This is a genomic window from Thalassobacillus devorans, assembly GCF_900176565.1.
GTDB classification, from domain to species: domain Bacteria; phylum Bacillota; class Bacilli; order Bacillales; family Halobacillaceae; genus Thalassobacillus; species Thalassobacillus devorans_A.
The window spans coordinates 863,193-876,478 of sequence record NZ_FXEH01000006.1 but is presented as its reverse complement, the minus strand read 5'-3'; the positions used below and the strand labels follow the sequence as shown (position 1 = coordinate 876,478).

Here is a 13,286-nt window from a genome sequence, read left to right as displayed (position 1 = left end):
ATTAAAAGTTAATTACTTGATTAACTTTCTCTACAACGTCGTTATGGTTTGGAAGCCATACCGTTTCTGCTTGAGAGAAAGGATAAACCGTATCTGGAGCAGCTACACGCAATACCGGAGCTTCCAGATGAAGGATTGCTTTTTCCTGGATTTCAGCAACAACCGCTGATGCAACTCCAGCCTGCTTCTGTGCTTCCTGTAATACGACCGCACGATTAGTTTTTTCAACAGATTGAAGCACTGTTTCATAATCGATCGGAGCAACTGTACGTAAGTCGATAACTTCTGCAGATACACCGTTTTCTTCCAGCTCATCCGCAGCTTTCAATGCGGTATGAACCATGGCACCGTATGCTACTAACGTTACGTCTTTACCTTCACGTTTCACTGCAGCTTTGCCAAGTTCTACTGTGTACTCCTCTTCCGGTACTTCTTCACGGAAAGAACGGTAAAGCTTCATGTGCTCAAGGAAAATAACCGGATCGTTGTCACGGATAGATTGAATCAACAATCCCTTCGCGTCATATGGATTGGAAGGAATGACTACTTTCAGACCAGGCTGCTGGGCCATCAAGCCTTCCAGGCTGTCCGCATGAAGTTCAGGTGTGTGTACTCCACCGCCAAACGGTGAACGAACAGTGATAGGCATGGTACGAGTACCGCCGGAACGGTAACGATACCGAGCCATTTGTCCACTTATTGCATCCATAGTTTCAAACACAAAACCGAAGAACTGGATTTCAGGTACCGGACGGAATCCTTGCAGGGCAAGTCCGATTGACATGCCGCCGATTCCTGATTCTGCTAACGGTGTATCGAATACACGATCTTCACCGAATTCTTTTTGTAAGCCTTCCGTAGCACGGAAAACACCGCCGTTTTGGCCGACGTCTTCACCGAAGACTAGCACATTTTCGTCATTTTTTAATTCTGTGCGCATCGCATCAGTGATGGCTTGGATCATTGTCATTTGTGCCATGGTTTATTTCGACTCCTTTGCCTCGTATTCTTCCCTTTGCTCTTGAAGGCTGGCAGGAAGTTCTTCGTACATGATATCCATCAGTTCTGTAACTTTCTGTTTTGGCTGCTCGTCTGCTTTTTTGATGGCAGCTTTAACTTCTTCTTTCGCTTGTTCGATTACTTCATTTTCTTCTTCTTCAGACCATAGGCCTTTGTTTTCAAGGAACGTACGGAAACGGACGATAGGATCTTTTGCTTCCCATTCATTGTCAGTTTCTTCTGTACGGTAACGTGTCGGGTCGTCACCAGCCATCGTATGAGGACCGTAACGGTATGTCATTGTTTCGATCAATGTCGGACCTTCACCGTTAATGGCACGTTCACGCGCATCTTTGGTTGCTGCATAGACAGCCAAAACGTCCATACCGTCTACCTGGATGCCTTCGATACCAGCTGCGACTGCTTTTTGTGCGATTGTTTTCGCAGCTGATTGCTTTTCTACTGGAACGGAAATGGCATAACGGTTGTTTTGAACTACGAATACTGCTTGTGCGTTGAATGCACCAGCAAAGTTAATACCTTCGTAGAAGTCACCTTGGGAGGCACCGCCGTCCCCTGTGTAAGTAATTGCGATTGCGTCTTTGCCGCGTTTCTTCATACCAATACCGACACCAGCAGCTTGTGTGATCTGTGCACCGATAATGATTTGCGGGCTGACTGCATTCACACCTTCTGGCATCTGGTTACCGTGAAAGTGTCCACGGGAGAATAGGAATGCCTGGTACAGCGGCAGACCATGCCAGATCAATTGAGGTACATCACGGTACCCTGGAAGAATAAAGTCTTCTTTTTCTAATGCATAATGACTGCCTAGCTGGGAAGCTTCCTGTCCTGCTGTCGGAGCATAGAATCCCAGGCGGCCTTGACGGTTCAAGGCAATGGAACGTTGGTCCAAGATACGTGTGTAAACCATGCGGCGCATGATCTCTTTCAAATCATCGTCTGAAAGGTCAGGCATTGCATCTTCGTTTACGATTTCGCCTTTTTCATTCAGAATTTGAAACATTTCGAACTGATTTTCAATGTTTTCAAGTGAGCGTTTCAAACTGATTCACCTCTTCCTTCCTATTAAAAAAATGGATACTTTCCTTAGCTTTCCCAAAAGCTGAAAAAACCTGTACCGATTTGCTCTTATTCTTTTACCCTTTAGCCATTTATATTAATCATAAGCCTTACACAATGGAAACTGTTACAATAAGAACACAAAAATAACTGGTACAATGAAATGTTCTGTTTGTAGTTTAGCTTATCTTACTAGGAAACGTCAAACAGTTTGTATCATTTTTCATGGAGGTTTTTTAATAACAGCTGGGGCAACAAGGATGAAACAGGCTGGATGGCATGCAGCCTATGAAGTCTGTTTCAGTAAAATGCCACCCCTGTATCAATTACGGTTCTGGAAAAAATGGATCTCGTGTTATTTTGAATGATTAATATCCTAAAATGCTCAACAAAAAAAGACCGCCAAGGGCGGCCTTTTTATTCCTGGTCTGTATCTTCTTCCTCTGAATCGGGGTTATCTTCTTTCTCCTGCTCATTGGATTCCGATTCGGAAGCTCCATTTTCTTGTTCGCTGTATTCCACATTCAAATCTGCCGCTTCATAGAAAGTTTTCTTCTGCTCGTTGTATTGTTCCGTATACTGATTGAATTCCTCATTCGCTTCAATGACTTTATCATAGCTGTCATTGATTTTGTCGATTTGATTCTGCAATGTTTCTTCTTCTAAATCTTCTTGCTGAAGCAGCTCGTATAATTCTTTATCCAGTTCAATCGCTGCCTGGTAACTTTCATACAATTGCTGGTAGGCATCATAACGCTTATTCATCGTTTCCACCAATTTTTGTGCTTCTTCCTTGGCTTCTGCCTGTTCTTCTTCATCTAAATCATCAATAATCGGTTCGATTTCATCAAATTCTTCTTTAGCTGCATCGATGCTTTCTTTTTCACGGTCAATCTTTTCCTGACGCTCTTCCACTAAAGATGCCGCTTCCTGGGAATACTCCTGGATCTGGTCGAACTCGTCCATACTCAGGTTAATGATTTTGTTATACAGTTCCTGTTCCTTACGTTCCAATTCAACGATCGGCTCTTGTTGTTCCCGGAATTCTTCCTCCAAAGAAACAGCTTCTTCAAGATGTTCATAGATCTGTTCCTCAGGAGCCGGCCCATTATTGCAGGCTGCTAACATAACCAGGATGAGTGTTAATGGTATGAATAGCTTTCTTAAAAACACGAAACTTCCCCCTTAAAGAAGTATGGATTTTTCCATACTTTTCATCATAATTTACATACTATAATAAAAAAAATTAAATTGGAAGGATATTTTATCCAATATTGTAGTAGAATGGGGATTTCTCTTATCCCCCTTCTGATGTCATCTATGTTAAACTATATGAAGATATTTGAAGACAGAGATAGAGAGAAAGGATGGACATTGGTATGATTACAATGAAAGATATTGTCCGGGAGGGTCATCCGGTACTTCGTGAAGTGGCTGAAGAGGTGGAAATGCCCCCTAGCGAGGAAGAGAAAGAAACCCTGGAAGAAATGCTGCAATATTTAATAAACAGTCAGGACGAACAAATCTGTGACCGTTACAGCTTAAGACCGGGTGTAGGATTGGCCGCTCCTCAAATTGGGGTATCCAAAAGGATGCTTGCGGTCCATTTTACGGATTTCAATGATAAATTATATAGTTATGGCTTGTTTAACCCGAAAATTGTCAGTCATTCCGTTGAAAAAGCTTATTTGACGAGCGGTGAAGGGTGCCTGTCTGTAGATCGGGAAGTGCCTGGATATGTTCCGCGATATGCACGCGTCACAATCAAAGCGACTGATTTGGAAGGTAACGAAGTCAAATTACGTTTGCGTGATTTTGCGGCAATCGTCTTCCAGCATGAAATCGACCATTTGAATGGCGTGATGTTCTACGATCATATCGATTCGGATAATCCATTCAAAGAACCAGAAAACGCCAAAGCCCTCGATCATTAAAAACAAATTTTCATTTCATAACATAGTAAAAGCATAGAGCCCTCGTGGCTCTATGCTTTTTATTATGGTCCCATTCAATTAAAATGCCGAAAAGTCGAAGACTTGATTTCGAGATGATTGCTTGCATGACGGCCCGGTGGGGAACGACTCCCTTTCCGCGGACATGCGCTGAGCCTCCTCGAGCTTACGCTCTGCGGGGTCTCACCTGTCATGCTCATCCCGCAGGAGTCTCGCCGTTCCCCACCGGACCTTGCCATAGAAAATTCTCGAAATCACACTTGATGCTATCACCCAATGATGCCATTTATGATCATTGAATTAAGAGATGATCCCCTTTTCGTTCTTTACCATCTGTTTTTGAAGGGTCCGTTTATTACAAAGCTGGCTGGATGGGCAGGGAAACGGCGAGACTCCCGCGGGAGAAGGGGCTAGGCGAGATCCCGCAGGGCTTTTGCCCGAGGAAGCTTGCCAGGTCCCCCGCAGGAAAGCAAGTCGTTTCCCTGCCCATCCTTCTCTTACATGATAACGGACCTCTTAGTTTTCTAGAAGGCCGACTTCGTGGATGGCTTTGACTAGTCCGCCTTCGTCGACATCATCGGTTACGTAATCAGCGAGGGGTTTAAGTTCGGGAATTGAATTCCCCATCGCTACGGCTGTTCCGACCACTTCCATCATTTCCTTATCGTTCGGTCCATCACCAAATCCGTAAGAGTCTTCGATGCGCAGACCGCTTGCCTCGATCATTTTTTTGATTCCTTCTGCTTTCGAACCACCGCCAGGCAAGACATCACAGGCTTTCGGATGCCAGCGGATAAAATCAAAAGCGTCGTGCTCCCCGCGATATTCTTCAATTTCATCCCCTTCACAGAAAATCAAGGATTGATATATATTCCTGCCATCATAAAAGGCATCGTCGATATCCGGGTAATCAAAATGTAAGCTCGCCATACTTTCCGAAATATGTTCATGCCCGGGTTCTGTCGCTTTCATTTCTTCATGATTCATAAATACCATCGGGTGGCCGGTTTCTTGTGCATGTTCAAAGAGAGTGGTCAGCCTTTCTGTTGAAAGAGGATTCTCATAAATGACCTCCCCTTCAAATACCACATACTGGCCATTAAAACTTACAAACGATTCGATCCCTAGCGTTTTTCTAATATCCTCGAACATGAATGGTGCCCTGCCAGTCGCAATAGCGCAGTAGACTCCTTCTTCCTGAAGGCGTTTGATTGTCAGAATCGTCTCTTCCGGCAGTTCTTTATTATGATTTAGCAAAGTTCCATCAATATCAAAAAAAGCAATCTTCTTATTCATTTTTTCATCCTCCTGCTGTTCCATTATTATCTGTTATTTCTTTTCAGTTATTTTTAATCAATGAATACACCATAGCATGACTGAAACAAGATGAGAAGGGAAAAACTATGGGATAACTACAGGAATTTCAAGCGCCAATTTAGGGTATCGTTGGATAATAAATCCTCTCAGATGATAGTTCTTTGTTTCATTATTTCTCAAACCGTATTATACTAAGAGTAACGGGATTGGGTCGGTTGAACGTTTTTAGTTGTTTTCTTCATCACCTTGAAAGGAGATGAGTGCTATGCTGAAGCGCTTAAGAAGAAAGCTGAAAAAACGTTGGAAAGATTTTTGGAAGCGTAAAACGTTAGCCTGAGACGGTCTTCTCCTACGAATTAGGAGTAGCAAAAAAACATCCGATAAACTATGCGCTATTATTATTGCTAGGAAAAAATGGAAAACATTAGCAGTTAGGAGAGATATTAGAAAATGGTATATAAAGTGTTATATCAGGAACTTCCTGCCGAAGTTCCTGTTAGAGAACGTACAAAAGCTCTGTATGTAGAAGCAGAGACAGAAAGAAAAGTTCGTGAACATCTGTCCGATCGTGGGATTAATATTGAATTTATTCAGGGGTTAGATGAGGAACACCTGAATTATGAAAAACAAACGGTTGAAAACCTTGAAGTGGAGAACGGCTGATCATGAAATTCGTAAAAAATGATCAAACCGCTGTTTTCGCACTAGGCGGCTTAGGTGAAATCGGTAAAAATACGTATGGCGTCCAGTTCCAGGACGAAATCATCTTGATTGATGCGGGTATCAAATTCCCGGAAGATGAATTACTTGGAATTGATTATGTCATTCCGGATTACACCTATCTCGTGCAAAACCAGGACAAAATCAAAGGTCTTTTCATCACCCACGGACACGAAGACCACATAGGCGGCATTCCTTATCTTCTACGTGAAATCAATGTGCCTATCTATGCAGGAAAGTTAGCGATCGGACTACTTAAAAACAAATTAGACGAACACGGTTTATTACGTAATGCTAAATTGAACGTAATTCAGGAAGATGATGTCATCAAATTCCGTAAAACATCGGTGACATTCTTCAAAACAACACACAGTATTCCGGATTCATTCGGTGTCGTTGTCAAAACACCACCAGGGAATATTGTGCATACTGGTGATTTCAAATTTGATTTCACCCCGGTTGGAGAGCCAGCAAACCTAGCAAAAATGGCTGAAATCGGAAAAGAAGGCGTCTTAGCTCTATTATCGGATAGTACGAACAGTGAAGTCCCAGGTTTTACAAAGTCTGAAAGTGTTGTCGGACAAAGCATCCAGGATATTTTCAGCCGCGTCAATGGACGAGTTATTTTCGCCACTTTTGCATCCAATATCTATCGTTTACAGCAGGCGGTAGAAGCAGCGGTGAAACATAACCGTAAAGTCGCCGTATTTGGACGCAGCATGGAATCGTCCATTCGAATCGGCCAGGAACTCGGCTATATTCAGGCGCCGAAGGATACTTTTATCGATGCCCATCAGATCAACCGTCTTCCAGCACATGAGGTCATGATCCTGTGTACCGGCTCCCAAGGTGAACCAATGGCAGCTCTATCCCGTATCGCCAATGGTACACATCGTCAGATTCAGATCATGCCAGGAGATACTGTCGTGTTCTCCTCTTCCCCAATCCCAGGGAACACGTTGAGTGTATCTAAGACAATCAACATGCTTTACCGTAACGGTGCGGATGTTATTCACGGACCACTAAATGACATCCATACTTCTGGTCATGGAAGCCAGGAGGAAATGAAATTGATGCTTCGTTTGATGCAGCCTAAGTATTTCATGCCGATTCATGGTGAATACCGTATGTTAAAAGAGCATACGAAACTGGCACAACAGACAAACATCGATCCGAGCGACTGCTTCGTTATGGATAACGGGGACGTTTTGGCCCTCGGAAAAGATAATGCAATGATTGCAGGTAAAATCCCATCCGGTTCTGTATATGTAGATGGAAGCGGTATTGGTGATATCGGGAACATCGTGTTACGCGACCGTCGCATCCTTTCTGAAGAAGGGCTTGTGATTGTAGTTGTAAGTATCAACATGAAGGAATTCAAGATCGCATCCGGTCCAGATATTATATCGCGCGGTTTTGTCTATATGCGTGAATCTGAAGATCTCATCAAAGAAGCGCAAAAGCTAGTTTCCCAGCATGTTGAAAAAGTGATGGAACGCCGTACGACCCAGTGGTCGGAAATCAAGAATGAAATTACGGATACCATTGCACCATTCTTATTTGATAAAACAAAACGCCGTCCGATGATCCTTCCGATCATCATGGAGGTATAAGAACAAAAGCGCAAGCGCCTTGCTCACCCCCGACAAGCTTAAGACAAGCCTCGTCGTGACGTTTTTTGTCACAGAGAGGTTTGTCTTAAGACCTCGAGGGGGTAGGCGCTGGAGCTGGATAGAACCAACCACGTAAAGTTATCCAAAAAAGGAAATTTTATAATTTCCTAGATAATAATTAAGCCCGGACATTATAAAATGTCCGGGCTTTTTATTACTATTCAGGGTCAGATAAAGATCCTTTTTTTATTGTAGTAAAGAGCTATCTGCCATCAGGTTAGTCGGTCGATTGTTTTTTTCATATCAGGAAGTTCAATGTTGCCTGTATCGAAGAACTCTTTAATCAAAAATTTGCTGTAATTGACTGCCTGGGTATAACCGATGTGACCTGGTAATGGCGCCTGTTCTTCAATGACGACGTCAATGATGGCGGGTTTGTCGCTAGCGAATGCCTGGTTCATACTGCTGCTTAAGTCTTCAAATTTTTCCACACGATAACCTTCTCCGCCGCACGCTTCCGCAAACTTAGCAAAATCCATTTCGCCTAAGTCAGTTTGATATGTCTGGTGTCCCATTTGCTGCTGCTCGTATTTGATCATGCCAATTGATTTGTTATTGAGGATAATCACTTTGATCGGAAGTTCATATTTTACGGCTGTCACAAAATCCTGGGACACCATATTGAAGCCGCCATCCCCGCATACAGCAATAGCCTGGCGATCCGGGTAGGCAATTTGTGCCGCTATTGCCCCTGGAAGTCCACTTCCCATCGTCGCCAGCCAGCCTGAAATGATAAAATCCTGCTGCATCAATGGAAGAAAGCGGGTCACCCAAACGGTTACATTCCCGACATCGCACGAAATAACGGCATTCTTTTCCATCACCTGTTCCAGCTGGTACATCACTTGCGGGGCATGCATTGGATCCTCTTCCAGCTTTTTCTCCTCCTGAATCTTAACATGCCATTCTTTCATTCTTTCCTGACTCTCTGTTAAAAACGAATCGTCTTTCTTTTCACTCATATGAGAAGTAAGATAGGCAAGTGTTTCCTTGGCATCGCCTGCAAGTCCCACTTCGATTGGATACATTTTTCCAAGATGTTCAGGCTTATAATCAATCTGGATGGCTTTTACACCATCAGGCAGGAAATCACGGTAAGGAAATTGGGTACCTATTAAAATGATTAAGTCTGCGTCCATCATTGCCTTGTAGGCAGGTTTTGTCCCTATCTGCCCATGCTGTCCAAGACAAAGCGGATGCTGATCCGGGATCACCCCTTTAGCTAGCAGACTAAGAATGATTGGTGCTTTGATATGTTCAGCAAACGTCACCAGTTCCTCACTGGCTCCTTTCACCCCTTTACCTGCGAGGATGACCGGCTTTTTCGCCTCGTCAAGCAGCGATCGAGCTTCTTTTAATGATCCCTCTGATGGGAAAATTTGCGGACGATAGTGACCTTGAGACGTCAGCCGGCTTTCATTTTTGAATTTCCTCGCAAATAAATCATCCGGTACAATCAATACCGAGACACCTTTATTTACATAGGCCTCACGAATCGCCTGATTCAATAAGTCAGGAAGCTGGGATTCCGTCGCTGCCCGCTTGTTAAAAACGGCGACATCATCAAACATACGCTCCAGGTTGACTTCCTGAAAGGCATCCGTGCCAATTTCTTCACTGTCCACTTGCCCGACAATGGCGAGGACAGGTGCCCTGTCAGCTTTGGCATCATATAACCCATTCATCAGATGGATGGCTCCTGGTCCTGCGATGGACATACATACCCCGATTTTTCCGGTTAGTTTAGCATACGAGGCGGCAGCGAGCGCTCCTACCTCTTCATGGCGCACTTGAATAAATTTTAATTTCTCTTCCTGTTTTCGTAAATCGTCAATCAATTCATTGATGGAATCACCTGGCATGCCATAGACATGATCAATACCCCAATCAATCAACATTTCTGTCATCACGGCACCCGTGCGTTTTTCTAACAACATAAAGCACCCTCTCTACATCTAGTTATCTTATATCCATGTGTATATCCTTCCCCGCAACAAAGGAAACCTACCCCCATAAAATTACTTGGCAGGAAATGATCATACAAAAAAGACTGACAGAGTTCATTCTCCGCCAGTCCTTAATCAGCTTATCACCATTTTTTGTAAAACATTTCTATTTTAATCGTCTTCTACAACCAGGTTTTTCTCGAAGCGTGAGATATCCTTATCAGCACCGATAACGATCAGGATATCGCCTTCTTGAATCATCTCTGTTGCCATTGGAGAGACGATAACATCTTTGTCACGCTTAATAGCAACAACGTTACATCCATATTGCGCACGAATATCAAGGTCGACAAGTGACCGTCCGCTCATTTTATTTCCGGCTTTCACTTCCACGACACTGTGGTCGTCGGAAAGCTCAATATAGTCAAGAATATTGTTAGACATGATGTTATGGGCAATTCGTTTACCCATGTCACGTTCCGGGTGAATGACATGATCGGCGCCTATTTTGCTCAATATTTTTTCATGGTAATCATTCTGAGCTTTGACAGTAATCTTTTTAATACCAAGCTCTTCCAGGATTACGGTAGTCAGAAGACTTGCCTGGATATTGTCGCCAATGGCAACGATCACATGATCGATATTACGGATTCCCAGTTCTCTTAACACGGTTTCGTCGGTAGAATCAGCAATAACAGCGTGGGATGCAATTTCTTTGTATTCATTTACTTTATCTTCATCTAAATCAATGGCGAGTACTTCAAGACCTTCTTTGCTCAATTCCTTGCAGATGCTTCCGCCGAAGCGTCCCAAGCCAATGACTGCATACTCTTTCTTCATCGTAAATCCTCCATTTTTGCTTACATCAGATAGAAGTATTCTATCATAATTTAAGGTTTGCGACGAGCACCCAAAAGAATTAAGAACAGCCTCCGCATTCAGGAGGCTGTCGTCATCACTTTTTCCCTTTGACATAATCAGCATCAAACAAGAACATCCTCATTAATAAAATGAGCGATGGAATCAATAGGAACAATCCGGCAATAAATGCAATCACAAGGGCAAGCCCCATCGCATCATTGACGACACCTTCGGAAAGGGTGATGTAAGGATAAAGCAGGTAAGGCAAATGAGAAGCACCATAACCGAAAAATGCGGTGAAAAACTGGAACATGACGGCTATGAACGCCCAGCCGTAATATTTGCCCTGGTAAATCAGGAAGATGGCAAGCATGAAAAATCCGACAGACAGTCCAAACACCCACCATAGTTCCATCATCCGATTAAAGTGATCTTCATTATGCTGACTCATCGCAATAAATGTGGTGAGACTGGCAATAATCGTAGGCGAACTCCAAAACAGGGCATACTTTTTCACTAAATTCAATGCTCCCTGGTCATCAGCACGGTGAGCATAGAAGCTTAGGAATGCTGCACTGATATACAGGACAGAGACTATTGCTAGAAATACCACGCTCCAGGAGTACGGACTGGTTAGTAATTCACCTGTCAGTAAGTGTACGCCTTCCGCTGTCTCTTTTATGAACCCGCCTTCCGAGATGGTCAATGCTGTTGATAAGGAAGCAGGAATCAACAGACCAGTAGCTCCATAAAGGAACAAATAAACGTTACTCTGTTTCGACCCGTAGTTTTCAAATGCATAGAATGAGCCGCGGATAGCAATCAGTACAATTGCTATACTCCCAGGAACGAGCAGTGTCTGCCCGTAGTAATAGGCCGCATCCGGGAAGAAACCGACAAGTCCCACGAAGAAGAATACAAAAAAGACATTGGTCACTTCCCACACCGGGGATAAATAACGGGAAATCAATCGATTAATTAAATGATCCCGCTTTGTCACCTTGGCATAATAGGCAAAAAATCCGGCACCGAAATCAATCGAAGCGACAATAAGGTAGCCATATAAAAAGACCCATAATACAGTGATTCCTATCAGTTCGTATGTCATCAGCGCTCCTCCCCTTTAGTCGTGAATTCTGGATAATGCCGTTCCAGCTCTGATTCAGCAGGGTTTTTTTTGAACAATTTGCGCAGCACGGTGACGACACCGATCCCTAACACGGTATATAAAAGAATGAACAGTAAGAGCATCCAGCCGACATTCGGAGAGGTAGTGGCACCTTCTGCAACGGTCATGTAGCCTCTCAAAATCCATGGCTGGCGTCCTACCTCGGCATAAATCCAGCCGAATTCAATGGCAAGCATAGCAAGCGGACCGTTGAATACAATCAGCCACAACAGCCATTTGTTATTTTCATTCCATTTTTTTACCTTAGCAACTATCAAATAGAGCAAGCTCACCCCTAAGGAATAGAATCCGATCAGCACCATTAAGTCAAACATATAATGCACCCATAACGGAGCTATTTCATCTTCAGGAAATTGATCAAGTCCGACTACTTCGCCATTGAAATCTCCGGTGGCAAGAAAGCTCAATGCTTTCGGCAGACGAAGGGCATTTTCGACTTCATTCTCCTCGTTCAACCGGCCGAATAATATCAAATCTGCGCCTTCCTCTGTTTCAAAATGCCATTCTGCTACGGCCAGTTTTTCCGGTTGTTCATGCGCCAGGAATTTCGCAGATAAATCCCCCGCGACAGCCGTTAATAAAGCAAAAATGAAAATGGAGCCAACCGTCAGTTTTAAAGCTTTTTTATGGTATTCGGTGTTTCTTTTTCTAATGATATAAAAAGCAGTAATAGCCGCGAGGATTGCGGCAGATGTCAAATAAGCTGTCGACAGCACATGGAACACCTTCGTCGGTGTCGCCGGATTGAACATCGCAACAAGCGGCTGGACATTCACTAACGCACCATCCTTGACTTCAAACCCTTGCGGCGTATTCATAAAGGAGTTGACGGTCGTAATAAAAAACGCCGACATTCCGGCTCCAATCACGACAGGAATGGATAAAAACCAATGATAGATCGGCTTTTTAAATCGATCCCAGGTATATAAGTAGGCACCAAGAAAAATTGCCTCAAAAAAGAAGGCGAACGTTTCCAGGAACAATGGGAGGCTGATGACGTTACCAGCAACCTGCATGAAACTCGGCCATAATAAGGACAATTGCAACCCGATAGCCGTACCGGTTACCACACCAACCGCTACGAGTATAATGAACCCTCTTGTCCACCTTCTGGCCAGCAGGGTATAATTCGGGTCTTTCTTTTTGATCCCCATGAATTCCGCAATGGAAATCAATAGCGGAACCCCGACCCCGATCGTTGCAAAAATAATATGAAAACCAAGCGTTAACGATGTCAATAACCTGCTTAGCATGACGTTATCTAATTCAAACAAATACCTTCCCTCCCCATTACACTTCAAAATACATGATCTCTATGGATACTCTACCCTAAAAATACTAACCCTAGTATAATATGTGAAATCGTTTTATATTTCATATAATCATGACTATTTTGTGACATACTTCACATATTATTTCTAGTTTTTATCGTATAATATTTGTTTCGTTATTGTCCAAAGAAAAGTTTACCCCGATACCACCTTCTACAAAACAGGCTCGTTGATGGACAAGATAAAAAAACGCCTGGACTTTGATATCCAGGCGT

11 protein-coding genes are annotated in these 13,286 nt (G+C 43.4%); 3 read left to right on the top strand and 8 right to left on the bottom strand.

Annotated features, from left to right (window positions below; translation table 11 throughout):
* Position 1: 1 nt before the first annotated feature.
* The 3 genes from B9Y67_RS15325 to B9Y67_RS15315 form a co-directional block, all read right to left on the bottom strand.
* Positions 2-979 carry an alpha-ketoacid dehydrogenase subunit beta gene (locus tag B9Y67_RS15325; RefSeq protein WP_085507943.1) on the bottom strand — a complete coding sequence of 326 codons (978 nt, stop codon included), beginning with the start codon at positions 977-979 and terminating at the stop codon, positions 2-4.
* Between the two features lie 3 nt (positions 980-982).
* Positions 983-2,026, bottom strand: a complete 1,044-nt coding sequence (gene pdhA, locus B9Y67_RS15320) for a pyruvate dehydrogenase (acetyl-transferring) E1 component subunit alpha (protein WP_176224073.1) — start codon at positions 2,024-2,026, stop codon at positions 983-985.
* 473 nt (positions 2,027-2,499) lie between these two features.
* Complete coding sequence (locus B9Y67_RS15315; RefSeq protein ID WP_254901824.1) at positions 2,500-3,255, bottom strand: YkyA family protein; 756 nt, start codon at positions 3,253-3,255, stop codon at positions 2,500-2,502.
* A gap of 206 nt (positions 3,256-3,461) precedes the next feature.
* Between B9Y67_RS15315 and def the strand changes: the two genes are divergently transcribed.
* Complete coding sequence (gene def, locus B9Y67_RS15310; protein WP_085507941.1) at positions 3,462-4,016, top strand: peptide deformylase; 555 nt, start codon at positions 3,462-3,464, stop codon at positions 4,014-4,016.
* 534 nt (positions 4,017-4,550) lie between these two features.
* Here the strand turns inward: def and B9Y67_RS15305 are convergent.
* Positions 4,551-5,330, bottom strand: a complete 780-nt coding sequence (locus tag B9Y67_RS15305) for a Cof-type HAD-IIB family hydrolase (protein ID WP_085507939.1) — start codon at positions 5,328-5,330, stop codon at positions 4,551-4,553.
* A gap of 471 nt (positions 5,331-5,801) precedes the next feature.
* On the opposite strand from B9Y67_RS15305, the gene B9Y67_RS15300 reads away from it, so the two are divergent.
* Positions 5,802-6,014 (top strand): DNA-dependent RNA polymerase subunit epsilon, encoded by a 213-nt coding sequence (locus B9Y67_RS15300; protein WP_085507937.1) that lies wholly within the window; start codon positions 5,802-5,804, stop codon positions 6,012-6,014.
* A 2-nt stretch (positions 6,015-6,016) separates the two neighbouring features.
* A complete protein-coding gene (gene rnjA, locus B9Y67_RS15295; RefSeq protein WP_085507935.1) occupies positions 6,017-7,684 on the top strand; it encodes a ribonuclease J1 in 1,668 nt (555 codons plus the stop codon).
* 272 nt (positions 7,685-7,956) lie between these two features.
* Here the strand turns inward: rnjA and B9Y67_RS15290 are convergent, their stop codons facing one another.
* The 4 genes from B9Y67_RS15290 to B9Y67_RS15275 all read right to left on the bottom strand — a co-directional run bounded on the left by B9Y67_RS15290 (position 7,957) and on the right by B9Y67_RS15275 (position 13,014).
* Positions 7,957-9,678, bottom strand: a complete 1,722-nt coding sequence (locus B9Y67_RS15290; RefSeq protein WP_441007562.1) for a pyruvate oxidase — start codon at positions 9,676-9,678, stop codon at positions 7,957-7,959.
* Between the two features lie 183 nt (positions 9,679-9,861).
* Positions 9,862-10,530 carry a potassium channel family protein gene (locus B9Y67_RS15285; RefSeq protein WP_062445611.1) on the bottom strand — a complete coding sequence of 223 codons (669 nt, stop codon included), beginning with the start codon at positions 10,528-10,530 and terminating at the stop codon, positions 9,862-9,864.
* Positions 10,531-10,645: 115 nt separating this feature from the next.
* Complete coding sequence (locus B9Y67_RS15280) at positions 10,646-11,659, bottom strand: cytochrome d ubiquinol oxidase subunit II (protein ID WP_176224025.1); 1,014 nt, start codon at positions 11,657-11,659, stop codon at positions 10,646-10,648.
* A complete protein-coding gene (locus B9Y67_RS15275; RefSeq protein ID WP_085507929.1) occupies positions 11,659-13,014 on the bottom strand; it encodes a cytochrome ubiquinol oxidase subunit I in 1,356 nt (451 codons plus the stop codon). The genes B9Y67_RS15280 and B9Y67_RS15275 overlap by 1 nt, the downstream gene beginning before the upstream one ends.
* Between the last annotated feature and the right edge of the window lie 272 nt (positions 13,015-13,286).